Here is a 26,722-nt window from a genome sequence, read left to right on the forward strand (position 1 = left end):
GTCTGGCGCGCCGCGTCAGCCTGAAGCCGGCGGTCAAACGCCTCTTCGCGCTTGCAGCATGGATAGAAGCCGATCCCCGCAACCTACGCAAGCACGGCGGCGACCTCGTCTGAGGGACGAGGAGCGGGACGCTCCTTCGACTTTTCCGCCGCCAGTTCGAAGATCTGCAGGATCTGGCGCTGGAGCAGGTCATGGCTGTAGTGCGAGGCGAGCTTCCGGCGCGCGCGGCCGACGACGTCCTGTCGCACGTCGTCGCGCAAGAGCCGCCTGATCGCGTCTCCCCATTCCGCCTCGCCTTCCGCGAGCAGCCCCGATCCGCCCGCGCAGGCCGAGGCGTAGACCGGCCCGTCCGAGGCCACGGTCGCGATGCCGGCGAAGCTGTACTCGACCCACTTGGTGTCGGCCTTGCAGTTGTTGAACACCGTGGGCTCGAGCGGCGCGAGGCCGACCCACCACCCAAGCGTGCAAAGCTTTGCGAGGAAGGCCGCGTAGTTCATGTGCGGCGCATGATGGCCGACGCGATCGCCGAACCGCGCGAGCTCCGGCGGGAACTTGATCGTCCCGTAGGTCTCGAAACGGAGCGTCGGGATCTCCTCCATCAGCCGCTCCAGAACCGGAACCACGAGCGCGAGATCGGCGGAGTGCCCCTCCGATCCCATGTAGCCGACGATCGGCGCGGCCGATGGCCGCGGCTCGCGCAACGCCGCAGGATCGACGCTGCAGTAGAGGTCGCCGGTGACCAGCGGCGCCTTGAGCCGATAGCCGGCGAAGGTTTCCGCAAGGCCATGGGTCGAGACGTAGATCACGTCCGCTGCGTCCATGTTGGACCGAAGCGCCGCCAACCGCTCGGGACGGGTATAGGCCTCGTATTTCTTCGGACCGATGTTGGTCGGCACGTTGAGCAGGTCGTCGTCGATGTGGAAGACGACCGGGATCCGGGCCTCGCGCGCGCGCTCGATCAGCGGCGCGCCGTCGGCGAGCGAGTAGCGCGACATCACGAGGATGTCGGGCCGGTAGTCCTCGTAGCGCCGGATCAGCGCCGCCTGGTCCTTGCCGTGCGCCTCGAAGGCGAGCGAGACCTCGCCGGCCGAGATCCGGTCCTGGAACGGCTGGAGAAAGCTGATGAGCTGCGTGGCTCCGACGGCGTCGGCCACGATGAAGATGCGGGTCGCCCCGTTGGTGATCTCGGCCATCGCGCTCACACCGCTCCGATCGGGCGCGCGCCCGCGGCGAAGCCCGCAGGCGCCGCATGCGGCCACGCCCCCCGCCGCCGCTCCGACGCCGAGGCCGCGGCGGCGTCGAGCGCCTCGCCGACGGAAGCCGCGCCGTCGTCCGGCGCGGACTCGAGCACCACGATGTCGGCGTCGCAACCGAGGAAGCGGGCGAAAGCCTTGTCGTCGGCGGTCAGGACGATCGCCAGATCCGCCGCGCCAAGGAGGAGGTCGAGGCTCGCCGCCCGTTCCGGAGCGTCGCCGAGCGCGGACGCCATGCCGGCTTCGAAGCGGCACACGAGAGCCGCGCCCGCGACCCGCGCGGCCCGCAGCGCCGCCGCCGCGACCTCGCCGCAGTCGGCGTCGCACGCCACCACCGCGAAGCCGCCGTCCTCGATCCGCGCCGCGAGATCCTCGCCAGCGCTCGCCTCGGAGTCGGCGGCGTAGCCGGCGGACGCCAGGACGCCGAGAAGCGCCTCCACGTCCTCGAAGGCGCCGACCACGAGCGCGGAACGTTCGGACGCGGACTCAGGTTCGTCGCCTGCGCGGAAGCTCGACAGCGCCGCAGTGGTCACCGGCGCGGCGTTCGCGAACAGCCGGGCGAAGCGGGCGTAGATCTCGTCCGGATCGATCACAATCTTGCGGCTTTCGAGAAAAGCCCGCTGGCGCGACAGCGCCACCGTCGGCCGCATCGCGGCGTCGCGCGCGAAGGAGAGCCATTCCGGCAGGCTGCTGATCTCGACGAGGCCGGCGTAGTTGTCGACGTCCATTCCGCCGGACGGGTCCTGCCAGACGGCGGCCGGGACGCCCGCGAGCACGAAGTCCATCAGCACCGAGGAGGGCGCCGAGATCGCATAGTCGAAGTCGGTCAGGTCCATCGAGTAGATCGGCTGGTTCTGGATCACGACGTTGTCCGGCAGGTCGACGGCGTTTTTCAGCACGTACTGCCCGCCGGGGTGCGGCCTCAGATTGACGTCGATCCCATAGCCGCCGTAGTGGCGGCAGAACCGGGAGAAGAGGTCGAGAAAGATCACGTTGGTGTCGGCGCGCGCCTTGAGGCGCACCGAATGCAGGTTCTCGCACACGAGGCCGCCGGCGCCGGCCGGCGTGCGGTGGCCCGCGAACGCCGCGTTCAGCACCGCGCTCGGGCCTGTGACGACGAGCTTGGACCGTTCCGAATATCCGAGCGCAGTCAGCGTCTCGGGCTCGCACCAGCCGCACACGACGTCGGCCGCGAAGCGGATGTCGCGGCCGTGCGCGGCGTCATGCGCGCGGTTGTGCATGAAGCCGACGCACTCATAGCCGTGCTGCAGCGTGACCTTGAGGAAGCTCGACGGCGCGACGCGCAGCACGTTGTGGGTCTCGGCGTGCGCCGGAAGGTGGGACTCGCTCGCCGTGACGACGACGCCCGACTTGCCCTTCAGAACGGCGTAGGCGTCGAGCTCGCTCGCATAGACATGGACCGTCCCGTCGACCGCGGCCGCGATCAGCGCGACCTCGCGCGCCCAGGTCTTCTGCTTGTCGCGCTCCAGGAACTTGTCGGAGACGAGGAAGAGGATTTTGCGGCCGAACTCGCGCCGCGCCAGAAACGCCAGCGGCCGCAGGATATTGACGTCCTGCAGCAGGTTGAAGAGGAGGACGACGTGGGGCGTCGCGGCCATGGCTCAGATCCGCCCCGCGGCGCGCTCGACCTTCGCCCATTCGGCGAGCGCCGAAAGCCCTTCGGCGAGCGTGACCCGCGGCTCCCAGCCGAGCGTCTCGCGGGCCTTCGCGACGTCGCCGACCGCATAGCGCACGTCGCCGGGCCGGAACTTGCCGGAGATCCGGAGATCGTCAGGCGAGCGGCCCATGGCCTTCAGCAGGATCCTGGCGACGTCGACGATCTTGGCTTCCGAGCCGGTCCCGATGTTGATCGGGCCGTCGGGAACCGTCGCCGCCGCGCCCGCCGCCGCGAGCGCCGCCACCACGTCGTCGACGAACACGAAGTCGCGCGCGATATCGCCGTCCTCGTAGATCTCGAGGATCTTCCCGTCGAGGATCATCTTCGAAAATACCGACAGCACGCCCGTATAGGCGTTGTATAGGCTCTGGCCCGGCCCGTAGACGTTCTGAAACCGCAGCACGAAGACGCCGAGATCGGAGCCTTCGGCGCACTGCTTCAGCACATATTCCTGCATCAGCTTGGTGGAGGCGTAGACCGAGGCCGGCCGGGCCGGCAGCGCTTCGTCGGTCGGGCAAGGCTCGAGCGCCTGGCCGGCCTCGTCGGCCAGACCGAACCTGCCAGCCGCGAGATCGCCGGTCGATCGAGGCGGGGCGGAGACCACCCGCCCGTCCGCACCGCGCGCCGCGCCCTCGCCATAGACCGAGCGCGAGCTCGCCAGCACCACGCGCCGGGCTCGCGGCGCGAGCGCGCGCAGCGCTTCCACGAGATGGGTGCAGCCGAGCACGTTCACCGCGCAGTAGCGGGTCGGCTCGTCATAGGACTGGCCGGTGCCGGTCTCGGCGGCGAGATGGTAGACGACGTCCGGATCGGCCGCCCGGACGGCCTCGGACACGGCGGCCGGATCGCAGACGTCGCCCTTCCGGAACACGACGCTTTCGGGCCAGTCGGGGAGCTTCGGATCGGGCCCGTGGACCTGCGGATGCAGGTTGTCGAGCACGGTCACCCGGTCTCCGCGCGCCACGAGCGCGGCCGCGAGGCGAGACCCGATGAAGCCGGCTCCGCCGGTGATGAGCGCTGACGCCATGTTGTGCGACGGATCCTCTTAACTGACGCGGCGGCTGCGGCCGGCGAGACGGCGGTCAACCTGAAGCGGGGTCACGCGAGCGCCGGCTCCTCGCCGCCGTTCCGCGCCGCCGCGCGACGGCCGACGCCGGTCCACAGCGGCGAGACGAGTTCGGACACGGTGAGCCGCACCGGCCCGAAGAGTTCGGCGAGAAGATCGGCGACATAGGCCATGGTCGCGTCGTAGCGCATCGACGTCACGGCGAGCGAACGGCAGGCCGCGAGGTCTGAGGGATCGAACGGGCATGGCGTCGCGAGATCGCCGAGCCGGATCCGCAGGCTCGCGACGCCGAGCCGAGCCGGATCGAGGCCGAGCCGTTCCAGAGCCTCCGGCGCAAGCCTGGCCGCACCCGCCGGCGACAGCACGACCGCAGGATCGGCGCCGTCGTCGGCGACGAAACGCAGGTCGAACGGCAGACGCTGCTGGCTGAACGGGCTTGCGACGGACAAATGGCCGAGGCGCTGCGCGAGCGCATGGACCGGAGCCGGCGATTGCCGGCCATGGATCACGGCGGAAAGGCTCGACGTCGCTGCGGCGGGCGCGGCCGGCCCAAGCGTCTCAAGGAATGCGGAGAGCCGGCCGGCCTCGACCTCCGCCTCGCCCCATTCGGCGAGCTTGCGGGCGAGCGCGCCGACCGTCTCGCGCCGGAGCGCGAGCGTTCCGGCCTCGAGATCGGAGATCAGCGCGCCCGCGTCTTCATAGACAAAGGGCTTGAGCTCTCCATAGAGCGGGTAGCCGGCCGAGAGCGCCTGCGCGCCGCCGGTCAGGGTGGTGACGGCCCGGTTCAGCGACTTCACGACGCTGAAGTTCTGGGCGCGCACCGGCAGGAAGCACAAGAGGCTGGAGGCGATCGACTCGGCCTCGAGCTCGGGCGTCCACTCTTCGAGGTCGCAAGGCACGGGCAGCCGCGCGATCATCTCGAGGCGCTCGACGTCGAGCGCCCGGCGGTTGGTGAGGATCGACACGCGCGGCCGGTAGCCCGCGCGCACGAAGTCGAGCAGCGCGCCGCTGAACGCGTGAAGGTCCGAAACGCCAAGCCGGAAATGCGGATTGTCGCCGATGCCGAACCAGGTGACGTCGATCCGCCGCGTCGACAGCGCGCGCTCCGCGTTCAGCTCCACGCGGCGCGCCACGGCCTCGGCGTCGAGGGCGATCGAGGCGTCGTGCATCACGTGGATCGGCAGCCTCGGCAGGATGCCCTTGAGCTTGTCGGCCATCAGCGGCGTCGAACACATCGCGAAGTCGAGCCGGGCCGCAAGCCCCCTCAGCCATTCGCGCAGATGGACGAAGCGGCTGTCGGCGACGTCGCTGTAGTAGTCGTCGAACACGTCGACGCCGACCCGCGCGCCGCGGCTGCGCAGGTCCTCGGCGAGCGCGACGGTGCGCGCGTCATGGCACTTGGAGAACACGAAGACGTCGGCGTCGCGCCCGCCCTGCCCCAGCGCCTCGATCGGCAGGAGCTCGAGCGCGTGGCCCGCCGCCTCGAGCCGCTCCGCGAGGCGGTGGTAGCGGATGCGCACGCCCGCGGTCGCGAGCTGGCGCTCGTCGGGAATCACGATCCCGATCTTCATGACGCGAACTCCCGCACGACGGTCGCGTTGGCCGCGACGGCGGCCCGTTCCTTCGGCGAGACAGCGACCCTCACGGATGGCGGACGCTCCAGCCCTTCGCCGTAGCGCGCCACGCGGATCGTCGACACGCAGAGATTGCGCCGTCCGGCGAGCGTCTGGCGCAGCCCCCAGGCCGCCTCGCTTTCGTCGTCCGCCGGCGCCTCCGCCACGGCCTCGGCGCTCAGCACCGCGAAGTCGAGGACGTTCGCCGCCACCGGATAGACGGCGTTCGGGAAAGCCTGAAGGCTGTCGCAGGCGACGAGCGTGAGTTCGGTCTCGTCCGGCGCGCGGGCGGCTGCGGCGAAATAGCCGCCGCTCAGCGCCTCGATCGCGCCGACGCGCTTGGCCGCGTCCTCGTTGATCGCGACGCAGGCGGCCGAGGCGGTCCCGCCGGCCTCGGCAAGCGAGAGCAGGACCGCGAGCGTCGACGGATCGGGCGCGACGACGCCCGATTTCGCGACCAGCAGATAGGGCGCGCCGGTTTCGCGCGCGGCGGCGGAGACCTCAGCCCAGAACCCGCCTTCCGCCTCGCGCACGTCGGCGCGGCCAGGGAACGCCTTCTCGGCCGCGCGAGAGATTTCGTCCGCGTCGGCGGCGTCGTTCGTGAGCCTGATCGACACGCGGAAATCGGAGACGCCGGTCTGGCGAGACAGCGACTCGATCAGCCGCGTCGCCTCGGTCGTTCCGGCGCAGAACAGGATCGCGGCGAAGTCGGCCGACGTCCTGGCCGCCCGGATGGGCGCGTCGGGCGCGACAGGCCGGATCAGCGACGCGTCATGCGCCTTGACGAAGCGCCGGCGCCGGATCGCAAGCGTGGGACGGGGTCCCTCGACTTCCGCGTCGCCGTCTCCGAAAAGGACGGGGTAATCCAGCGGAACGCTCCGGCCCTGTGACGACAGGCAGCGGGCGTCGAGTTCGGGCGGGCGCACGAGCAGGCGCGCCTCGCCGGAGGGCGCGGCCGCGATCACGAAGGCGCCGCTTGCGCCGGCGGCTCCCGGCCCTCGAAGCCGCCGGGCGGCGAGCGCCGCAAGGCTCGGTATGGCGTCGGGCGGCAGACGCAGCGTCAGGCCCTGGCGAGCCCGGCCGCGCGGCGCGAGCGCCCGGCGCAGGTGATCCCGGATCGGATCGACGTCATCCTCGTCGTCGTCGAGCTCGACCGCGACGCCGAAGCGGCGGTCGAGCCAGCCGAGCAGCGCGTCCGAAAAGATCGGCTCGGCGCCGGTCGCGCCGGCGGGATCGACGAGGATCCGCGCGAGTGCGCCCGGCCCTTCGACCAGATCTGCGAACGCGGACTCGCTTGCGAGCGTCAGCCCCTCGACCGGATCCTGGCCTTGTCCGTCGGCGACGAGCTCGGCGTGATGAAGCCCGCCGCGCGCCAGCGACGGAAACGGCAGCAGGGCGAAGCCGACGATGCGGCCGCCCGGTTCCGACAGCGTCAGCAGGACCGGCTCGAGCGGCTCCAGCAGCGCGAGATCGAGGAGGCCGGGGCCGGCGGCGGGCAACAGGATCTCGCCGCAAAGCCTGAGCGCCGAGCGATCCCGGGGCGAGCCCTGGTAGCCGCGCGCGACGTGGCGCGATCCGTCGAAGCCCGCAAAGCCGCCGAAGCGAAGCCGCAAGGCGCCCGCGTCCACGAACCAGGCGTCGGACAGACGCGCCGGGCCGGACCGGAACGCCTGCGCGAACAGGCCGTCGCCGGAGCCGTCCGCGCCGACGCCGGTCTCGACCGGGTCGAGACCGGCGAGACGCGCATAGGCGGCGAGCGGCGCGAGCGAAACGCCGGCGGCCACCTGCCCGATGGGACGGCCCGCGAATGCGACGGCGTCGGGCAGACGTTCGGCTTGCGCGGCGCTGAGCCAGTCGACCGCCGGACCAGCGGCCGGACGCGAGGGCTCGGAAATGGACGCCGCGTCGGACGGCAGGCGCCCGGCGGGATCGGAGACGTCGAGCAAGGGCGAAGACGGGCGCCGGTCGCGGCGGCCTTCGGCGAGGAAATGCAGCACGGGATTGGCGCCCGCAGGCAGGGCCGGCCCCGCGCCGACATAGTATTCAGCGTCGAACAGCGCGCTCGGCCGCCGACGGCGGGGACCGCCGACCTGCAGATAATGCGCGGCCGGCGAGAGGCCCGAGCGGGCGACCTCCGGATAGCGCTTCACATACCAGGCGGCGTCGAACAGGCGCGTGCCAGCGAGCGCCGCGAGCGCTTCCTCGACCGGCATGTCGGCGCCGGCTTTTGCAGCCACGCGCACGTCGGCGGGAGCGGCCTTCGGAACGTCGACCGTGGGGACGGCGTCGGCGGGTTCGTCGACTCCCGGCGTCGGCGCGTCGGCCTCTGGCGCGAGCGGGGCCGCCGCTTCGGCCGCTGCGGGCTCGGTCGGTTCCGCGGCGGCGGGCTCGTCCGCTTTGGCAGGCGCGTCGAGCTCGGGCTCGTCCAGGCCCGGTTCTTCCGAACCCTCCTGTTCTGCGCCCAGCTCGTCCGCGTCATGGTCTTCGCTGGCGACGTCCACATCGACGTCGTCCGGCGTCTCCTCGGGCTCCGCGGCCGAAGGCGGCGCGTCGTCGACCAGCTCCGCAACGGAGCCGGTTTCAGTCTCAGCGACCGGGATTTCGTCCGACGGCTCGGAGACATCGGCGGCTTCGGTCGCAGCCTGCGGCTCTGCGTCATCGGCGGTCGACTGCCTGGCTCCAGAACGCGCGAAATGGACCAGCGGCGGCAGGCCGCTCTCGACCAGGTCCGGATTGTCCGCCGCATAGCGCGCGGCGTCGAAGTCGGCGCTCGGATTGGCGAGCGTCTCGAGGCCGTGGCGCACGTAGTGCAGCATCGGGTGCAGCCCCGAGCTACGCGCGTCCGGGTAGGTCTCGAGATAATAGGCCTCGTCGAAGCCGCCGCTGCGCGCGACCGCGGCGATCATGCGCTGGTCTCGGCGTCCGAGATTGGCGAGGCCGAGCCCCTCGAGATCCTGCCGGCGGATCGCGCGCTTGCCCGTGTCCTTGCCGGTTTTGAGGTAGTGCACCAGCGGATTGGCGCCGTTCCGGGCGACGTCGGGATAGAGCGCGAAATAGGCCGACGACACGAAGCGCGCGCTCGGCGACAGCCCGTTGGGCCCGCCCTCGACGAGAAAATGCCTCAGCGCCGAGCCGCCCTCGCCGAACTTCGGCTTGTAACGCTCGACATACCAGGCCTCGTCGAACAGTCCGCTGTCCTCGACCAGCCGCTCGTCCGCCTCGCTCGCAGTCGTCTTTTTCGCCACGCCCTGTCGCCACTCGCTCGCGACGCCCCGCCGCGGCATGCCGCCGCCGTCGCCCCGCGGCGCCGCAACCATGCGGCCGCGACAGTAGCGGGCGGCCTGCCGCGCCACAACCTGCCGCCGCGTCGCGCCTGCTGCGCCGCGACATAAACCGGGTCGCGGCCTCCCGCGCGCCCGATTCGGCGCCGTCGCGTCCGATTCGGGGCAGAGAACCGAGACATCCCTGTGAAAAGCTGGGAGCTCCCTTGCAAGCCATTGAGATCGTTCGACGTTCCCGACCGCTCCGGCGACCGGCCCGCTGGCGTTCGACGCCAAGACGGTCTAGGGTCCGGGCCGATCTCAGATTGCTCTAGAAAGCGTGCCTCGACTTGGCTGATCCGAACGACCTGACCTCTGGCGGCCCCGCGGGCGGCGAGCCTTCCGACGTTCGTCCCGTGTCGATCGCGGACGAGATGCGCCGCTCCTATCTCGACTACGCGATGTCGGTGATCGTCTCGCGCGCGCTTCCCGACGTGCGCGACGGCCTGAAGCCCGTGCACCGCCGCATCCTGTTCTCGATGAACGAGAACGGCTATTTCCCGGACCGGCCCTACCGCAAGTCCGCCCGCGTGGTCGGCGACGTCATCGGTAAGTACCACCCGCACGGCGACCAATCGATCTACGACGCGCTCGTGCGCATGGCGCAGACCTTCTCGATGCGCCTGCCGCTCGCCGACGGCCAGGGCAACTTCGGCTCGGTCGACGGCGATCCGCCCGCGGCGATGCGATACACCGAGATCCGCCTGGCCAAGCCCGCCATGGCGCTGCTCGACCACATCGACGAAGACACGGTCGACTTCCAGGACAACTACGACGGCTCCGAGCGCGAGCCGACGGTCCTGCCCGCGCAGTTCCCGAACCTTCTCGTCAACGGAGCCGGCGGCATCGCGGTCGGGATGGCGACCAACATCCCGCCGCACAATCTCGGCGAAGTGGTCGACGCCTGCGTGGCGCTCATCGAGCGTCCCGAAATGGAGCTCGAGGAGCTTCTCGAGATCGTGCCCGGCCCGGACTTCCCGACAGCCGGCCGCATTCTCGGCCGCGGCGGCATCCGCTCGGCCTATTCGACCGGCCGCGGCTCCGTAGTGATGCGCGCCAAGGTCGACGTCGAGGAGATCCGCAAGGATCGCGAGGCGCTGATCGTCACCGAGATTCCGTATCAGGTGAACAAGTCGCGCCTCATCGAGCACATCGCCGAACTCGTCCGCGAGAAGCGCGTCGAGGGCATAGGCGACCTGCGCGACGAGAGCGACCGCAAGGGCATGCGCATCGTGATCGAGCTCCGCCGCGAGGCGGTGGCCGACGTGGTGCTGAACCAGCTGTTCCGTTTCTCCGCGCTGCAGACCTCTTTCGGCTGCAACATGGTGGCGCTGACCGGCGGCCGTCCCGAGCTGATGACGCTCAAGGACATGCTCGTCGCCTTCATCGCGTTCCGCGAAGACGTCGTCTCCCGGCGCACCAAGTTCCGCCTCAACAAGGCGCGCGACCGCGCCCATGTGCTCGTCGGCCTCGCCATCGCGGTCGCCAACATCGACGAGGTCATCCGCCTCATCCGCACCGCGCCCGATCCCGCGACAGCGCGCGAACGCCTGATGGAGCGCGACTGGCCGGCCGAGGACGTCGCCTCGCTCATCAAGCTGATCGACGACCCGCGCCACCGGATCAACGACGACGGCACCTACAAGCTCTCGATCGAGCAGGCGCGCGCGATCCTCGACCTGCGCCTGCAGCGTCTCACCGCGCTCGGCCGCGACGAGATCGGCGAGGAGCTCGACAAGCTCGCGGCCGAGATCGCCGATTATCTCGACATCCTGAGCAAGCGCGAGCGCGTGCAGGAGATCGTGCGCGCGGAGCTGCTCGACGCCAAGGCCCAGTTCGCGACGCCGCGCCGGACCGAGATCATCGAGTCCGAGGCCGACTTCGAAGACGAAGACCTGATCCAGCGCGAGGACATGGTCGTCACCTTCACGCATGGCGGCTACATCAAGCGCGTGCCGCTCGCGACCTACCGGGCCCAGCACCGCGGCGGCAAGGGCCGCTCCGGCATGGCGACGCGCGACGAGGACTTCGTCAGCCGCCTCTTCGTCGCCAACACCCACACGCCGGTGCTGTTCTTCTCCTCGCTCGGCCAGGTCTACAAGCTCAAGGTATGGAAGCTGCCGCTGTCGGCGCCCCAGGCGCGCGGCAAGGCGCTCATCAACCTGCTGCCGCTCGATCCGGGCGAGCGCATCACCACCATCATGCCGCTCGTCGAGAACGAGGCCGACTGGGCCAAGTACGACGTGATGTTCGCGACCTCGGGCGGCACCATCCGGCGCAACAAGCTCAGCGACTTCACCAATGTGAACCGCTCCGGCAAGATCGCGATGAAGCTTGAGGCCGGCGAATCCATCGTCGACGTGCAGATCGCGTCGGAAGACGACGACGTGCTGCTGACCACCTATCGCGGCCAGTGCATCCGTTTCCGCGTGACGGACGTGCGCGTGTTCAAGGGCCGCGATTCGGTCGGCGTGCGCGGCGTCACGCTCGGCGAGGACGACCGCGTCATCGCGCTCTCGATCCTGCGGCACTTCGAGGCGTCGCCTGACGAGCGCGTGGCGTATCTGAAGCGCGCCAACGCGGTGCGCCGCGGCCAGGGCGAGAGCGTCGCCGAGGACGCGACCGCGGACGCCGAGGCCGAAGCCGGCGCCGACATCGAGCTCGGCGCCGAGCGCTACGCGGCGATGTCGGAGGCCGAACAGCTCATTCTGACCATCTCCGAGAACGGCTACGGCAAGCGCTCGTCGTCCTTCGAGTACCGGGTCACCGGACGCGGCGGCAAGGGCATCGTGGCGATGGTGACCAACGACCGGAACGGCCCGCTGGTCGCCTCCTTCGCGACCGAGCATTCCGACCAGATCATGCTGGTGACGAACGCCGGCCAGACGATCCGCTGCCCGGTGGACAACATCCGCCTCGCAGGCCGCTCGACCCAGGGCGTGATCGTGTTCTCGACCGGCGACGGAGAGCGCGTCGTCTCGGTCGACCACATCGGCGAGGACGAGGCCGAAGAAGAGGCCGCGCCGGAGTGACGTGAAAAGGCCCGCCGGCGACGAGCGGGCCTTTTTGATTCTGGTCAGCGCGTTCCTTCGGCCTTCCGGCTCAGGTCTGGTCGAGCAATTGCTCGTCGCACAGCGCCTCGACCCATTGCGACGCGCTCGCATAGGCCGCGGCCGCTCCGGCGGCGGGCGCGAGTTGGGGCGCGGGCCTTTCCGACGGGATCGCCTCGACGCGGGACGCCTCGCTCTTCAGCGTCGCATGGGCCATGAAGACCTTCATGACATGGGCGACGCCCGCCTCGGTGACGTTGCGCAGATCCTCCGCGTAATAGGCGCCGCGGGCGCCTGGCCCCGTGATGATCTCGTAGGACGGAAAATACTGAACGTGCTCGTTTTCCTGCGCGAGCATCTCGGCCGCGACGCGCAGGACGGACTTCGAGTAGACGGTCGCCGACACGACGTTGCCGCCGGCCGCCGCGGTGGCGGCGAGCGGCACGGGCGAGACCGTCAGCATCACTCTGGCGCGCGGGTTCACCGACCGGAGCCCCTCGAGGAACTGGGACATGTCGGCGTGAACGTCGGCGAGGGTCTGGTTGTAGAACTCGTGGAGCGCCGGGTCGAACACGCCGCCCGAGACGCCGGGACAGATCGGAAAGACCGCCCCGTCGGCGCGCGAGCGCCAGCATTCGGTGAGGCCGAGCGTGAAGATCAGGACGTCGAGCTCGCTGAACATCCGCCGCACCGCGGACAGATGATAGGCGCGGTCGGCGCGCATCTCCGCCTCGTTCGCGAAGCCGCCCGGCTGGACCGTGGGGCGGAACGGATCGAGCGCGGAGCCGTCGCTCTCGATCCAGACGTCCTCCTGCGGCTCAAACGAACCATGGGCGCGACGAAACAGCTGGAGCAGCTGGCGGGCGGTGTAGACGTTGCCGAAGCGCGCCGAATAGACGCCGTACTGATGCGCGGCGGCGACCGGGCGCGGGGTCAGCGGATGGGCGTCCTCGGCGATGAAATAGTTGAGCCCGCTCGCGCTCAGATGCCGCGCGATATGCTGGGCGAAGCAGCTCCCCGACGTCGCCACCCGGGTTTCCGGACTGAGCTCGAGTTCGAAACGGCCGACCGGATCGATGTCGCCGGACGGCGCGTCGCGCACGGTCGCGTTCCAGAACGATTTCGCGGGCAGGCCGCGATAGGGATGCTCGCCCATCAGGCTCCTCGCGGGTGGCCGGCGATCTGGTCCAGCACGACGACGCCGTAGGCGGCGTTGGCGTGGGTGGCGTCGCGGCCATAATAGTCCCGCTTGAGAAAACCGGAAGGGTCCTTGGTGGCGTCCGGCGCCGGGACGAAGACGACGCCGATCTCGTCGCACAGGGCCTTGGTCATGCGCGACTGCAGCCGCCACAGCTTGCGCCGCAGCGCCGGCTTGCTCAGCCCGACGGTCGAGATGTCGAGCTTCTTGAAGTAGGTCTCGGCATGACTGAGGATGAAGGCGTCGTCGTCCTTGGGCGGCGGCGCTTCGAGATGGAGCACGGTCGCCTTTCCGCCGGCGAGCTTCTTGAGAAGCTTGCCGTCGCGCCCCCTCACGAAGCGCTCGAACGTCGCCTCCATGATCTTGACCGGGATCGCGCGCGCCTCGGGGTCGAGCGCCTCGTCGGGATCGCCGGGCTCGATGAAGTCGAAGGGTTCGGGATGCCGCATGAGGCCGAAGACGTTGAACTGATTGCCGCCGAGCACAGAGACGATCAGGTCGCCGGGTTGCGCCGCCGCCGCGATCTCCTCGAGCTCGCTCTCGGCGACGCCCTCGCGCAGAACGCCGTTCTTGATCTGCTGCAGGCGGTCGATCATCACCTCGCCGAGGTCCGCGCCGCCGCGCTTGGCGAAGCCGTCCTTGATCGCGATTGTGTGGCTGTCGCCGATGATCGTCGTTTTCGTGGTGCTCATTTCGTCGGCTGGTTCGTCAGCGCGGTCGATCGGGCCCGGAGCGAACCGTCTCGCCACAACCCAGGGAGGCGTTTGTCGTCATCAGATAAGCTGGGATCGACCAGCCGCGCAACGCCGCCCGGAAGCTGCGCGGGGTCAATGACTTCCGCGCCGAAGACGCCGCGTCAAGCCCCGCCTTGGGCGGCGCCCGGGCGTCGAGCGCCAAGAGCTGCGATCGCCGAGAGCGCCAGACAGATCAGAGCGTTCCAGCCCGCCAGCGAAATCCCCAGAATTCGGAACGCGGCGGCGTCGCACGGAACGATTCGGGTCGCGCGCATTTGATCGAGCAAACCGCCGGCGGCGGTCGGCGCGGCGTTCGCGCCCGCGCAGCTCGCAGGGCCCGGCCAGAACCCCCACTCGACCCCGGCGTGATAGGCGCTGAGGCCGGCTCCCGCGAGAAACAACAGGGCCGCAAGGGCGAGCGCGATCCGCGCGGGAGCCGGCGCGCCGCGCGTCGCGAGCAGCCAGGCGGCGAGCGCCAGCGGCGCGCCGAGATAATGCGGCCAGCGTCCCCACAGGCACAGCATGCAGGGCACGTAGCCGAAGCCGTGCTGCATCACGAGCGCTCCGCCGACGGTCGCGGCCGAGACGATCGCGACGACGAGCGCCGTGGCGGCGGGGGTCAGGCGGGTCGTCATGACGCCCGGCATGTCGGAATTCGGCATGGCTGTCGCGACCGCTGTCAGAACACGTATTTGACCAGCACGAAGCCGCCGACGATCACCACCAGCAACAGGATGGCGGAGAGTTCGAGCCGCTTCTCGATGAACTCGCGCACCGGCTCGCCGTAGCGCCTGAGCAGCCAGCCCACCGCGAGGAAGCGCAGGATCCGCGAGACGAGCGAGAGCGCGAAGAACAGCCAGATGTCGTATCCGGCGAAGCCCGACGTGATGCTGACGAGCTTGTAGGGAATGGGCGTCAGGCCCTTCAGAAGGATGATCCACAGACCCCACTGGGCGTAGGTGTCGCGGAACGCGTCCATCTTGTCGCCGTAGCCGTAGAGCTGGATGATCCACAGCCCCAGCGTGTCGTAGAGCAGCGCCCCGATGGCGTAGCCGACCATGCCGCCGAGCGTCGAGGCGAGCCCGCACATGATCGCGAGCCGATAGGCGCGCTCCGGACGCGCCAGCGTCATCGGCACGAGCAGGATGTCGGGCGGCAGGGGAAAGAACGAGGCTTCGGCGAACGAGACCCCGAAGAGCGCCGCGTCGGCCCTCGGACCCGCGGCGAGCGAGAGCGTCCAGTCGTACAGGCGTCGCAGCATGACTCAGACTTTCGGACGAACCGGCGCGAGCGGCCGCGCAAGATGCGGACGGGGGGAGACCAAGCGCCTTCCGCGCCGGAATGCAAGCCTGCGTCCGGGTCTTCGTCCGCGACATGGTCGCGAAGCCCTTTACGCAGCCGCGCCGGTCATGCGAATTCAGTCGCGCGTGCGGGTGTGGTGGAATTGGTAGACGCGCCGGACTCAAAATCCGGTTCCGCAAGGAGTGTCGGTTCGAGCCCGACCACCCGCACCATCTCTCTGCAGGCGGCTCCATGAGGCCGCGCTCCAGACGCAAAGCCCCGCAGCGCTGAAAGCCGCCCCGAGCCAGGCGACGCCCGTCCAGCCGGCGAGCGCGAAGACCGCAGTGGACGAGATCGCGCCGATACCGCTGCCGATCGAATAGAAGAGCATGTAGCCGCCGACGAGCCGGCTGTCGGCGGCCGGGAACGCCGCGACCATCAGGCTCTGATTCGTGACATGGACCGCCTGCACCGCGAAATCGAGCAGGACCACGCCCAGCGCGAACAGCGCGATCGAGCGGTCCAGAAAGCCTATGGGCAGCCAAGACAGGGCGAGCAGCGCCAACGCCGCGCCCGTGGTCGCTTGTCCGAAGCCGCGGTCGGCGAGCCGGCCGGCCTTCGCGGCGGCGAGCGCCCCGGCGAGGCCGGCGAAGCCGAACAGTCCGATCTCGGAATGGCTCAGCGAGAACGGCGGCGCGCCGAGCGGCAGCGCCATCGCGGTCCACAGGCAGCTGAAGCTTGCGAAGGCGAACAGCGCGATGAGGCCGCGGCTGCGCGGCAGCGGCTCGCGCAGGAACAGCGCGAGCGTCGATTTCAGGATTTCGCCATAGCTCTGCCGGGTCGCAGGCGGGCGACGCGGCAGCATGCGGGCGAGCAGCGCCGAAAGCGCGAGCATGAGGCCGGCCGAAACCAGATAGACCAGCCGCCAGCCGCCGAGATCCGCCAACGCGCCCGAGACGAAGCGGGCCGCCAGGATGCCCGTCACCACGCCGCTGGTGACGAGTCCGACGGCGCGCCCCTGTTCGCCGGGCGCCGCGAGCGCCGCCGCGAAGGCGACGAGCACCTGAACGACGACGGCGAGGAGCCCGACGAGGATCATCGCGCCGAGAAAGACCGGCGCGCTCGTGGCCGAACCCGCGACGAGCAGCGCGGCGGCGGACGCCATCGTCTGAACGATCACGAGCCGGCGACGATCAAGCCGGTCTCCAAGCGGCGCGACGAACAGGAGGCCCGCCGCATAGCCCGCCTGGGTGAGGGTCACGACCAGGCCGACGGTCGCAGGCTCGATCGCGAAGCTCTCCGCGATCGAGCCCAGCAGAGGCTGGGCGTAATAGACATTGGCGACCGCGACCCCGCAGGTCGCCGCGAGCAGGAGCAGCGTCGCGCGCGACGGGCCTTCGGCTTGTCGCCTGCGCGCGGCCCCGTCGGTCGAAAGAGCTCCGGCCATGTCCGTCCCCATTCCAGTCTCATAACGAGACCAGTTGCTGCGCGACAAGTCCAGTCTTATTTTGAGACTGAAATTGAACTCGAGGAGGGTCCGGGATGCGGCGCGTCAGTTTCGGGAGCGCGGACTGTCCGGTGGCGCGCGCCCTCGACGTGATCGGCGACTGGTGGTCGCTGCTGATTGTGAGAGACGCCTTCGACGGCGTCCGGCGCTTCGGCGCGTTCCAGAAAAACCTCGGCGTCGCCAAGGGAATGCTGGCGACCCGCCTTCAGGCGCTGGTGGAGGCCGGCGTGCTGGAGCTCGCGCCCGCCTCCGACGGCAGCGCCTACTCCGAATATGTGCTGACGGCGAAGGGCCGCGACCTGTTCGTCGTGGTCGCGGCGCTGCGGCAATGGGGGGAGGACCACCTGTTCGCCGCCGGCGAGCCGCGCTCGGCGCTCGTCGACGCGCGCGACGGCGCGCCGGTCGCCCGGCTCGAGGTCCGCGCGGCCGACGCGCGCCCCCTCGCCTTTGACGAGACCCGCGTCGAGAAGGCTCGGCCCGCAAAAGGAGCTTGAAGGGCCGTCGACGCGCGCCGAAATAAACGAGCGACTGAGGCGCGCGTCTGGCCGAGGCGCGCCATGATGCGAGGAACTCGCCATGAGGCGCATTCTGCTTGGGCTCGCCGCCGCGCTGGTCGCGGCCTCGCCTGCGGCGGCCGAGATCACCGTCCTCGCCCGACCGACCGGCGACGCCTCGTCGCTCGTCTGGCGCAGCGCCAGCGAACGCGAGGCGATGTACCGCCATCTTTCCCGCACGCTCATGCGGCTCGGCGAGCGCGACCTGCCGAAGAGCCAGAGGCTCGAGGTGAAAATCCTCGACGTGCGCCCGGCGGGCCAGTTCGAACCGTGGCGGGCCGGCGGCGCCGACAACGTCCGGATCATGCGCGACGTCACGCCGCCGAGCGTGAAGCTCAGCTACCGCCTCTCGGACGGCCGCCGCGTCATCGCTTCGGGCGAAGAGACGGTGACGGATATGAACTACCTCTGGGACGCCGCCGCCCGCTCCTCGCTCGGCTCGTTCCCCTACGAGACCGAGCTGATGCGCGACTGGTTCCGCGACCGCATCGTCAGGCTTAAGCCCGCGCGGGGCTGAGCGCGCCCTCCTCCTCCGCGTCCATCGGAGCGTTTCGCCCAGCCCGCTTTCCATGTATGCGGGTTGGTCATCGTCGGCGCCTGCCGGCGGCGAAACGACGGAACCGACCATGGCGTTTGCGGAACTGATCTCGACGGTGGAGCGCGCGATGACGCGCACGCACTGGACGCGCGAAGCCGCGAAGTCGCTCTACGCGCTGCCCTTCGCGGATCTGATGTTCGAGGCGCAGACCGTCCACCGCCGCCATTTCGATCCCAATCGCGTGCAGATGAGCCGGCTGCTGTCGATCAAGACCGGCGGCTGCGCGGAAGACTGCGGCTATTGCAGCCAGTCGGCCCGCATGCCCGGCGAAAAGCTCAAGGCCTCCAAGCTGATGGAGGTCGAACGGGTGATCGACGAGGCCCGCAAGGCGAGAGACGGCGGCGCGACGCGCTACTGCATGGGCGCGGCGTGGCGGAGCCCGAAGGACCGCGACATGGACATGGTCCTGGCCATGGTCGAGGGCGTCAAAGGCCTCGGCATGGAGACCTGCATGACGCTCGGCATGCTCACCCCCGAGCAGGCCCTCCAGCTCAAGGACGCCGGGCTCGACTATTACAACCACAACCTCGACACCTCGGAGCGCTATTACTCCGAGATCATCACCACGCGCACCTTCGCCGATCGGCTCGAGACGCTCGACAACGTGCGCTCGGCCGGCATGAAGGTGTGCGCAGGCGGCATCCTCGGCATGGGCGAGACGGTCGACGACCGCGTCGACATGCTGGTGACGCTCGCCAATCTCGACGAGGCGCCCGAGAGCGTGCCGATCAACATGCTGATCCCGATCCCCGGCACCAAGCTCGAGAACGCAGCGCCCATCGACCCGTTCGACTTCGTGCGCACCATCGCGCTCGCCCGCATCATGATGCCGACGAGCCATGTGCGCCTGTCGGCCGGCCGCACCGAGATGTCGGACGAGATGCAGGCGATGTGCTTCCTCGCCGGCGCGAACTCGATCTTCGTCGGCGAGACGCTCCTCACCGCCGACAATCCGGGCGAGGACCACGACGGCGCGCTGTTCCGCCGACTCGGCGTCGAGCCAGAGGCGCTCGGGGACGAGTGAAGCGGCGAAAGCCGACTGCGCGCTTCGAGACGCGCCTTCGGCGCTCCTCAGCATGAGGGATGTCGAGGGTGATGCAGCGCACAGGAAGACCTCATGCTGAGGAGCTTCGCGCAAGCGAAGCGTCTCCAAGCACGCAGTTCGTCTCTGCAGCGCGGACCTTCTGATGACCCGCCTCTCCCGCTTCGAGACCGCGCTCGAGGGCCTCTCCCGCAAGGATCGGCTGCGCGGCCTCGCGCCCCGCGAGGGCCTCGACTTCGCGTCCAACGACTATCTCGGCCTTGCGGCCTCCCCTCGCCTCGCCGAGGCCGTCCGCGAGGCGATCGGGCGCGGCGCGCCTGTCGGGGCGGCAGGCTCGCGGCTCCTACGCGGCAACCATCCGGAGCACGAGGCGCTGGAGGCGGAGGCAGCCGCCTTCTTCGGCGCGGAGAAAGCGCTCTATTTCGGGGCGGGTTTCTCGGCCAACGTCGCTCTTATCCAGACGCTGCCCCAACGCGGCGACCTCGTCGTCCATGACGAGCTGATCCACGCCTCCGTCCATGACGGCCTGAAGGGCTGCCGCGCCGAGACCGTCGCCTTCGCGCACAACGACGCCGGCGCCGCCGAAGACGCGATCCGCGCCTTCCGGGAGCGCGGCGGGACGGGCGCGCCATGGATCGCGGCCGAGAGCCTCTATTCGATGGACGGCGACCGCGCGCCCGTCGCCGAGCTGATGGCGCTTGCGGAACGCAATGACGGCTTCCTGCTGCTCGACGAGGCGCACGCCACCGGCGTTCTGGGCGCCCGCGGGCGCGGCCTCGGCGAGACCTTCGAGGGACGCGAGGCGCTCGTCTCGACCCACACCTGCGGTAAGGGGCTCGGCTGTTCGGGCGCGCTCGTGACGGGACCCGCGGCGATCGTCGACTTCCTCGTCAACCGCGCCCGCCCCTTCATCTACGCCACCGCGCCCTCCCCGCTCGCCGCCGCCGCCGTGCGCGAGGCGCTCCGCATGGTGGAGGACGAGCCGGCGCGCCGCGCGGCGCTCGCCCGCCGCGTCGCCATCGCCGAAGGCAAGCTCGCCGGGCTCGGCCTTCGAGGTTCTGGCTCGCACATCCAGCCCGTCATCCTCGGCCGCAACGCCCGGGCGCTGCGGGCGGCGCGCGCGGTCCGCGCCGCGGGCTTCGACTGCCGCGCGATCCGTCCGCCGACCGTGCCCGAGGGTACGGCGCGGCTCAGGATCTCGCTCACCCTCAACGTCGCCGAGGCCGACGTCGCCGCGCTGATCGACGCGATCGGCGCGCAGATCCAGGAGGAGGCCGCGTGAGCGCGATCGTCGTCACCGGGACCGACACCGGCATCGGCAAGACCGTGTTCGCCGCAGGGCTGACCGCCGCGCTCGGCGCGACCTACTGGAAGCCGGTCCAGTCGGGCCTCGAGGGCGAGACCGACAGCGAGACCGTGGCCCGGCTCGCGCGCCTTCCCCCGGAGCGCGTGCTGCCCGAAGCGTGGCGGCTGAGGACGCCCGCCTCGCCCCACCTCGCCGCCGAGATCGACGGCGTCGCGATCGACCCCGAGGCGCTCAATCCTCCCGCGGTCAACGGCCCGCTGGTGATCGAGGGCGCGGGCGGCCTGTTCGTGCCGCTGACGCGGGAGACGCTCACCATCGACGTGTTCGCGCGCTGGCGCCTGCCGGTCGTGCTCGTCGCCCGCACGGCGCTCGGGACCATCAACCACACGCTGCTGTCGCTCTCGGCGCTCAAGGCCCGTGGGATTCCCGTGCTGGGCGTCGCCTTCGTGGGCGAGGAGAACGTCGACTCCATCCGCGCGATCGCGACCTTTTCGGGCGCCAGGGTGCTGGGCCGGCTGCCGCCGCTCGCGCCTCTGTCGCCGCGCACGCTCGCCGAAGCCTTCGGCAAGGCGTTCCGCACGCGGGACTTCATCGCCTGACAACCCAAGATGGTACGTAGTCGCCCGAATGGCGACGAAACGGACTTTCATCCATCACGCGCTTGTCCTCTTCTCGGTCAGGAGCGTGCGATGCCGATTGGATCTCTTCGTTCAGCGGCTGCGGCCGCTTTGTGCCTCTGCGGGCTGGCCGCTTCCGCCGTCGCCGCGCCGGACGCGCCGCTTTCGGGACTGCCGATCCTGGTCGACGCGGCCGGCAAGGCGATCGGCCCCTATCTGCCCAACAATGCGGGCACGAATTCGGCGCTGATCTCGGTCGACAAGCGCATCCTCGCCGTTCCGGCCAACAATCTCGGCTTCTTCGAGGCGAGATACATCCTCTACTACAAGACCAAGAACTGCTCCGGCGAAGCGCTCATGAGCGCCAACACGCTGCCGCTCGCCGGCATGCAGAAGGGCGTCCTCTACTACCCTGCCGAAGAACGCGTCGAACCGAAGATCAAAAGCCGGAACGAGTTCGTCCCGAACATGGGCATGTCGCCCTGCGGTCTCATCCAGACCACCGGAGGATCGTTCGCGAAGGTGAAGACGCTGAAAGTCGACGAGCTCGGCTTCAAGGCGCCGTTCTCACTGAAGACGACGCTGCCCTGATCGAAAGACGGCGACCGGGCGCGGGCTCAGAGCCCGCGCTTGGCCCAGCCGTCGGTCATCGCCACGCCGCGGTCGAGATCGGCGGGGAAGTCGAGCTCGCTCCATTCCTTGCCTTCGATCGAACGCACGCCGACGACCTCGCCGTGATAGCGGGCGATGCCGTCGATGGCGGACAGATACCAGCGCTTCAGCCCGTCCTCGGAGCGCAGCAGGCGCTCGATCTCGGCGACGAAGATCTTGGCGCCCTCATCGGTGAAGCGCAGGCATCCGATCGACTCGCCGGTGACGAGGTCGAGCGGCAGCGTCTTGCCGATCGCGAACAGCCGGCCGTCCTTGTCGCGCACCTTCATGTCGTCGCTGTCGTAGTCGCCCTTGCGGTCGATCGTCACCGTGATGGGCGCGACCGGCGGATCGGCCAGAACGGCCTTCGAGATCTCCGGCTCGATCAGCGTGTCGCCGTTCAAGATCAGGAACGGCTGCTTCATCTCGTGGCGCGCGATCCAGCAGCTCGCCAGATTGTCGGCGAGTTCGAAGAACGGGTTGTGGGTCGTGCGCAGGCTGACGCCCGACAGCTTGATGGCGTCGAGCGCCGCGTCGACCTTGGCGGCCTCGAAGCCCGTCACCACCACGATCTCGGTGACGCCGGCGGAGGCGAGCGAGCGAACCTGCCATTCGAGCAGCGGCTTGCCCGAGAACGGGATCAGACACTTCGGGGTCTCGGCGGTCAGCGGCAGAAGGCGGCGCCCCTGGCCGGCGCTGAGGATGATGGCTTTCACTTGGCTGTCCTCCGGATGTCCAGGCGGGCGCGAACTGCGGGCTTCGAGACGGCTCTCCGGGCTTCCTCGGCATGAGGACCGTTTGCGCATCCTCCACGCTCCTCATGCTGAGGAGCGCGCCGCAGGCGGGCGTCTCGACGCACGCAGTTCGCCTTCCCTGGAACCGACTTCAGAAATCAAGATCCGCGTAATGCGGCGCGGGGGCGGTGCCGGGAACGGTCTCGCCCAGCAGCGGACGGAAGGACGGACGCGACTTCACCCGCGCGTACCAGTTGCGCGCCGTCTCGTCCTCCTCCCAAGGCACGTCGCCGAGATAGTCGACGACGGAGAAATGGGCGGCGGCCGCGAGATCGGCGTAGGTCAGCCGGTCGCCCGCCAGCCAGCGGCGCTGGCGGATGAGGTAGCCGACATATTTGAGGTGGTAGCGGATGTTGGCGCGGCCGGCGCGGATGGCCGCCATCTCGGGCGCGCCGCCGCCGAGATTGGTCGGCATGAAGCGCTTGTAGATCTTCTCGGTGACGAGGTGGCTCGAGACCTCCTCGAAGAACTTGCGGTTGAACCAGTCGGTCAGCCGGCGGGTCTCGACGCGGTCGCGGGGCGAGTCCGGCAAGAGCCGCCGGTCGCCGAGCGCGAGGCCACGGGTCTCGTCGAGATATTCGGCGATCACGTCGGCGCCCGGCACGGAAGGCATCGAGGCCTCGACCAGCACCGGGGTGGAGCCCGCTGGGTTGAGCGTCAGGAACGGTTCGCGCCGCTCCCAGATCCGCTCTTCGACCAGATCCGCCTCGAGCCCGTATTCGCTCATGACGAGGCGCACAAAGCGCGAATGCGGGCAAAGCGGGTGGTGGTAGAGGATCGCCATGGATGCCGGGGGGTCTCGCGGCGCTCGGAGAAAGTGTGGCCGGCGCGCGTCGCACGCGCGCGGAACGCCGCGGTTGAGATGGCGCGGCGCGGGCGCCCCGTATAGAACCGCACCGCCCGCGCGACAACACCGAATCGGCCGCGGGCCCTCGGGGGAGACGGGGCGCGATGGATCTGCACCAACTGTTGGAAGCCGCCCTGCTCGGCGTCGTCGAGGGGCTGACCGAGTTTCTGCCGGTCTCCTCCACCGGCCACATCCTGCTGCTCGGCCATTTCCTCGGCTTCGAGTCCGCCGGGAAATCCTTCGAGGTGCTGATCCAGCTCGGGGCGATCCTCGCGATTCTCGCGGTCTATTCCGGCAAGCTCATCAACATCGCGATCCGCCTGCCGCACGATCCGACGGCGCGGCGTTTCGTCATCGGCGTGCTGGTCGCCTTCCTGCCCGCGGCCGTCATCGGCGCGGCGCTGCACGGCTTCATCAAGACGGTGCTGTTCGAGAGCCCGATGACGATCTGCGTCGCGCTCATCGTCGGCGGCCTGGTGCTGCTGTGGGTCGACATGCGCCACCAGCCGCAGTCGATCCCGGTCGGCGCGACCGACGGCCCCGCGCATGGCTGGACAGGCGCGCCACAGGCGGCCGTCGCCTATGACGACGCGATGCAGTTTCCGCTGCGCATGTGCCTCGTCATCGGTTTCTGCCAGTGCCTCGCGATGATCCCGGGCGTCTCGCGCTCCGGCTCCACCATCGTCGGCGCGCTGCTGCTCGGCGCGAGCAAGCGCGCGGCGGCGGAGTTCTCGTTCTTCCTCGCCATGCCCACCATGGCGGGCGCGTTCGCCTACGATCTCTACAAGAACCGCGACACGCTGAAGTTCGACGACCTCGCGCTTGTCGGCGTCGGATTCGTGTGCGCCTTCATCGTCGCGCTCATCGTGGTGCGCTTCGCGCTCGACTTCATCTCGCGCCACGGCTTCGCGCCCTTCGCCTGGTGGCGGCTGATCGTCGGCGCGGCCGGCCTTGCGGGCCTCATGGTCTACGGGTGACGATGAGGTGAGGCCGCGTTCGGCCCGCTGGAGCCTTTGACGCTTGGCCGCGATCGTCGTCACCCACGTCACCCGAACCCTGAGAGGCGGCCGCAAGGCGCTCGACGACGTCTCGTTCGAGGTCCCGGCGGGGTCCTCCTGCGCGCTGATCGGCCCGGCGGGCTCCGGCAAGTCGACGCTCCTGCGCCTCATCGCGCGGCGCGAGAAGCCGGACGCCGGCGTGATCGAGATCGGCGAGGACGTCAGCCAGTCCTGGCGGATCGGACGGCCCGAGCTCGCCGAACTCGTCGATCCGGACGCGCTCGAGCCTGGACGCAATCTCTATGACAACATCGTCCGGGGGCTCGGCGCCCGCGGCCTGAAGCGCAGGGACGCGCAAGAGGCCGCCCTGCGCGCAGCCGACGCCTTCGGCCTCGGCCCATCGCTCGCCCGCCGCGCAGGCCGAGTCTCCTCGGGCGAACGGGCGCGGACCGCGCTCGCGCGCGCCTTCGCGGCCCGGCCGGCGGCTTTGCTGTTCGACGAGCCGTTCCGCGGCCTCGACGCCGCCGAGCGCGCGGCGCTGCGCTTCAAGCTCGCGGCGCTGCGGCGCGAGACCGGCGCGGCCGCGGTGTTTTCGCTGCAGGACCAGGCCGAGGCGCTGGCGCTCGCCGACAGCCTCGTGCTGCTCGACGGCGGCCGGGTCGTCGCCGCGGGCGGCGCCGACGAGCTCTACGCCCGCCCGCCGACGTCGGCCGCCGCGCGCCTTCTCGGGCCCTCGCCCATGAACCTGCTTCCCGTGCGCGCCGAGCGGACCGGCCTGTCGCTCGAGGACGGCACGCATCTTGGCGGCGCAAGCCTGCGGACCGGCTTCGTCTTCGCCGTTCTCGGCGTGCGGCCCGAGGATCTTTTCGCGCCGGGCGAGGGCTCTCTGCCCGCCGCCGCGACGTTTCCCGTCACGGTCGAACTCGCGGCGCGCGCGGGGCGCGAAACCCTCGTGCACGGGCGGGTCGGAGCGTTCCCGTTCCTCGCGCGGCTCACCGGGCCGGTCGATGTTCCGGCCGTCGGCCCTCTCACTCTCGGCGCCCGTCGCGAAAGCCTGCATCTCTTCGACGCGGCGACAGGCGCGCGGCTCTAAGGCGCCCATTGGCGGAAGGTCGCGGTTTTTGGAACAGCTATAAGCTCGTATCCTCGGCTGGCTTCGAAAGAGCAGAACGGTGACGTGCGATGGCATGGGAACCGAAGCCGGAAGTCGTCGAGGTGATGGCGCGCTGGCTCTATCGGAAAGAACATCCCGACGTTCTCGATTAGGAAGCGGACGAACAGGCGGCCGCGCCGAAGCGCCCGGCCTCAACCTCGAAAGACAAGGACGTGCGCACTGATTATGAGGCGCGCGCGCGGCAAATGCTGATCATCGCACGCTCAAACAGCGGCAGCGGCGGGTAGCTGCGGTGCCCCACAAAGGGGGCGGTGCTTTACTCACCGATCATCATCAGCCTATCAGTGACACTAGCAGGCCGGCGGCGCGCCTGCCTTTCGCGTTTTCTGGCGACCTGATCAATGAAGCTTTCGAATGAGTCTATTCGTAACAAAATAAATCGAGGCCAACTTTCCTTTATCGGCTTCGATCAGAAACGGCTTCATAAGCGACTTGAACGAACTCAGAACATCATTGGTCGACCGGAGCGCCGCACCCTTAATTTTGCGCTCGCAGCCAAGAATTCACAATGCCTGCATTCCGAGGATGGCGCACGCCTTGATTATACCGGACGAATAATCATACCGAGCGGATCACTTATTCCAGACGACACGAAAACGACTCTGTTTCGGAAGGCCTACGCTTACTCTCCGGAACGGATATCGACGGACACAGAGTTGGAGATTCACGAGCCGGTTGTTTTCGGCGGCGCTATGATCCATCATTTCGGTCACTTTCTAACCGACACGCTCTCGCGGCTTTGGATCCTTCGGGAACTTCCGCCCGAGATAAGAATTGTCTTTCTGACCCACGCCGGCCAGACGCTCGATTTCTTCCTGAAGCGCGCTTGGATACGCGATACGCTTTCAGCCTTCGGCATCAATCATGAAAGAATTATACTCGTTGATCGTCCAACTATATTTCGTAATATTATTGTTCCTCAACCTGCCATAGAACATGCATTCCGCATCTACAGCGCTTATACCACCTCCTACGAATATGCTGCAGAGCGATTTGAGACAGCTTCCGCAAACGGACCGTATATCTACCTGTCTCGATCTATGCTCGCCTCCGATCCTCGCGGATGCCGATCCGACGAACAGGCGCTTGAGCAACGTTTGGCGGCGAACGGTTTCAAGATTCTTCACCCAGAGACCATGACAATCGCCGAACAGGTTTCAACCTTCAGGTCTGCTTCCGTCGTCGCCGGAATGATTGGCTCTGCATTTCACAACAGCCTATTTGTCGAAAACCCTAATCTACAGATAATATACCTCGCGGAAGAAAATATTTATGAACGATATCTTATCATAGACGGGGCGAAAATGTACAAATCCACTTATGTCAATTGCATACAAAGCGCTCGATTGGGATCCGAGCTAGTAAGAACTCTCGACGTCAATTCAGCATGTCACGAAATATTCGAGCGGATCTAAAAAACACAAAGTGAGATCCGCTCGCC

The 26,722-nt window shown here is 69.0% G+C and carries 21 protein-coding genes, 1 tRNA gene and 1 pseudogene; 11 read left to right on the top strand and 12 right to left on the bottom strand.

Translation table 11 applies throughout. The features are described from left to right. Positions 1-83 precede the first annotated feature (83 nt). The 5 genes from ACFOWB_RS02630 to ACFOWB_RS02650 all read right to left on the bottom strand — a co-directional run bounded on the left by ACFOWB_RS02630 (position 84) and on the right by ACFOWB_RS02650 (position 8,963). Entirely contained in the window at positions 84-1,193 is a 1,110-nt protein-coding gene (locus ACFOWB_RS02630) for a hypothetical protein (RefSeq protein WP_261401446.1), read from the bottom strand. Between the two features lie 5 nt (positions 1,194-1,198). Next, on the bottom strand, positions 1,199-2,872 hold the full coding sequence (locus ACFOWB_RS02635) for a hypothetical protein (RefSeq protein ID WP_378145521.1): 1,674 nt from the start codon (positions 2,870-2,872) through the stop codon (positions 1,199-1,201). 3 nt (positions 2,873-2,875) lie between these two features. Next, positions 2,876-3,958: a GDP-mannose 4,6-dehydratase gene (locus ACFOWB_RS02640; RefSeq protein ID WP_261401442.1), complete on the bottom strand. Its 1,083-nt coding sequence runs from the start codon at positions 3,956-3,958 to the stop codon at positions 2,876-2,878. Positions 3,959-4,029: 71 nt separating this feature from the next. Beyond that, on the bottom strand, positions 4,030-5,568 hold the full coding sequence (locus ACFOWB_RS02645; RefSeq protein ID WP_378145523.1) for a hypothetical protein: 1,539 nt from the start codon (positions 5,566-5,568) through the stop codon (positions 4,030-4,032). Next, positions 5,565-8,963, bottom strand: a complete 3,399-nt coding sequence (locus tag ACFOWB_RS02650) for a hypothetical protein (protein WP_378145525.1) — start codon at positions 8,961-8,963, stop codon at positions 5,565-5,567. Before ACFOWB_RS02650 ends, ACFOWB_RS02645 begins: the two co-directional genes overlap by 4 nt. Positions 8,964-9,220: 257 nt before the next feature. Here ACFOWB_RS02650 and gyrA point away from each other — a divergent pair, with 257 nt between their 5' ends. Then, positions 9,221-11,962 (top strand): DNA gyrase subunit A, encoded by a 2,742-nt coding sequence (gene gyrA, locus ACFOWB_RS02655; protein ID WP_378145527.1) that lies wholly within the window; start codon positions 9,221-9,223, stop codon positions 11,960-11,962. Positions 11,963-12,032: 70 nt separating this feature from the next. Here gyrA and ACFOWB_RS02660 read toward each other — a convergent pair whose 3' ends face one another. From ACFOWB_RS02660 to ACFOWB_RS02675, 4 genes are all read right to left on the bottom strand, one after another. Beyond that, positions 12,033-13,136 (bottom strand): GSCFA domain-containing protein, encoded by a 1,104-nt coding sequence (locus ACFOWB_RS02660; protein ID WP_261401436.1) that lies wholly within the window; start codon positions 13,134-13,136, stop codon positions 12,033-12,035. After that, positions 13,136-13,870: a hypothetical protein gene (locus ACFOWB_RS02665; protein WP_261401435.1), complete on the bottom strand. Its 735-nt coding sequence runs from the start codon at positions 13,868-13,870 to the stop codon at positions 13,136-13,138. The genes ACFOWB_RS02660 and ACFOWB_RS02665 overlap by 1 nt, the downstream gene beginning before the upstream one ends. A 164-nt stretch (positions 13,871-14,034) precedes the next feature. Then, positions 14,035-14,574: a disulfide bond formation protein B gene (locus ACFOWB_RS02670; protein ID WP_261401434.1), complete on the bottom strand. Its 540-nt coding sequence runs from the start codon at positions 14,572-14,574 to the stop codon at positions 14,035-14,037. 17 nt (positions 14,575-14,591) lie between these two features. Continuing rightward, positions 14,592-15,173 (bottom strand): YqaA family protein, encoded by a 582-nt coding sequence (locus ACFOWB_RS02675; protein ID WP_261401433.1) that lies wholly within the window; start codon positions 15,171-15,173, stop codon positions 14,592-14,594. Positions 15,174-15,341: 168 nt separating this feature from the next. Between ACFOWB_RS02675 and ACFOWB_RS02680 the strand changes: the two genes are divergently transcribed. Beyond that, positions 15,342-15,426, top strand: a tRNA-Leu gene (locus ACFOWB_RS02680). A gap of 545 nt (positions 15,427-15,971) precedes the next feature. Here ACFOWB_RS02680 and ACFOWB_RS02685 read toward each other — a convergent pair. After that, positions 15,972-16,652, bottom strand: a pseudogene (locus tag ACFOWB_RS02685) (MFS transporter); the annotation flags it as partial. Positions 16,653-16,735: 83 nt separating this feature from the next. Here ACFOWB_RS02685 and ACFOWB_RS02690 point away from each other — a divergent pair. From ACFOWB_RS02690 to ACFOWB_RS02715, 6 genes are all read left to right on the top strand, one after another. Then, a complete protein-coding gene (locus ACFOWB_RS02690; RefSeq protein ID WP_261401432.1) occupies positions 16,736-17,194 on the top strand; it encodes a winged helix-turn-helix transcriptional regulator in 459 nt (152 codons plus the stop codon). Between the two features lie 82 nt (positions 17,195-17,276). Then, positions 17,277-17,771, top strand: a complete 495-nt coding sequence (locus tag ACFOWB_RS02695; protein ID WP_261401431.1) for a DUF3016 domain-containing protein — start codon at positions 17,277-17,279, stop codon at positions 17,769-17,771. A 148-nt stretch (positions 17,772-17,919) separates the two neighbouring features. Beyond that, positions 17,920-18,876 carry a biotin synthase BioB gene (gene bioB / locus ACFOWB_RS02700; protein ID WP_378146068.1) on the top strand — a complete coding sequence of 319 codons (957 nt, stop codon included), beginning with the start codon at positions 17,920-17,922 and terminating at the stop codon, positions 18,874-18,876. Positions 18,877-19,039: 163 nt separating this feature from the next. Next, on the top strand, positions 19,040-20,176 hold the full coding sequence (locus ACFOWB_RS02705) for an 8-amino-7-oxononanoate synthase (RefSeq protein ID WP_378145531.1): 1,137 nt from the start codon (positions 19,040-19,042) through the stop codon (positions 20,174-20,176). Further along, positions 20,173-20,799, top strand: coding sequence for a dethiobiotin synthase (bioD, locus tag ACFOWB_RS02710; RefSeq protein ID WP_261401429.1), 627 nt, complete (start codon positions 20,173-20,175; stop codon positions 20,797-20,799). Before ACFOWB_RS02705 ends, bioD begins: the two co-directional genes overlap by 4 nt. Before the next feature lie 90 nt (positions 20,800-20,889). Then, entirely contained in the window at positions 20,890-21,408 is a 519-nt protein-coding gene (locus ACFOWB_RS02715; protein WP_261401428.1) for a hypothetical protein, read from the top strand. 26 nt (positions 21,409-21,434) lie between these two features. On the opposite strand, the gene ACFOWB_RS02720 is transcribed toward ACFOWB_RS02715, so the two are convergent. Together ACFOWB_RS02720 and ACFOWB_RS02725 are read right to left on the bottom strand one after the other, a co-directional pair. After that, entirely contained in the window at positions 21,435-22,184 is a 750-nt protein-coding gene (locus tag ACFOWB_RS02720; RefSeq protein ID WP_378145534.1) for a phosphocholine cytidylyltransferase family protein, read from the bottom strand. A gap of 169 nt (positions 22,185-22,353) precedes the next feature. Further along, positions 22,354-23,046, bottom strand: coding sequence for a glutathione S-transferase family protein (locus tag ACFOWB_RS02725; protein WP_378145536.1), 693 nt, complete (start codon positions 23,044-23,046; stop codon positions 22,354-22,356). A 167-nt stretch (positions 23,047-23,213) separates the two neighbouring features. Between ACFOWB_RS02725 and ACFOWB_RS02730 the strand changes: the two genes are divergently transcribed. From ACFOWB_RS02730 to ACFOWB_RS02740, 3 genes are all read left to right on the top strand, one after another. Next, positions 23,214-24,086 (top strand): undecaprenyl-diphosphate phosphatase, encoded by an 873-nt coding sequence (locus ACFOWB_RS02730; protein WP_378145538.1) that lies wholly within the window; start codon positions 23,214-23,216, stop codon positions 24,084-24,086. A gap of 43 nt (positions 24,087-24,129) precedes the next feature. Next, positions 24,130-25,200 carry an ATP-binding cassette domain-containing protein gene (locus tag ACFOWB_RS02735; RefSeq protein ID WP_378145540.1) on the top strand — a complete coding sequence of 357 codons (1,071 nt, stop codon included), beginning with the start codon at positions 24,130-24,132 and terminating at the stop codon, positions 25,198-25,200. A gap of 422 nt (positions 25,201-25,622) precedes the next feature. Continuing rightward, positions 25,623-26,696: a glycosyltransferase family 61 protein gene (locus ACFOWB_RS02740; protein WP_378145543.1), complete on the top strand. Its 1,074-nt coding sequence runs from the start codon at positions 25,623-25,625 to the stop codon at positions 26,694-26,696. The last annotated feature ends 26 nt before the right edge of the window (positions 26,697-26,722 follow it).

Origin of the sequence: Chenggangzhangella methanolivorans, from assembly GCF_042648545.1 — a bacterium.
GTDB lineage: Bacteria > Pseudomonadota > Alphaproteobacteria > Rhizobiales > Methylopilaceae > Methylopila > Methylopila methanolivorans.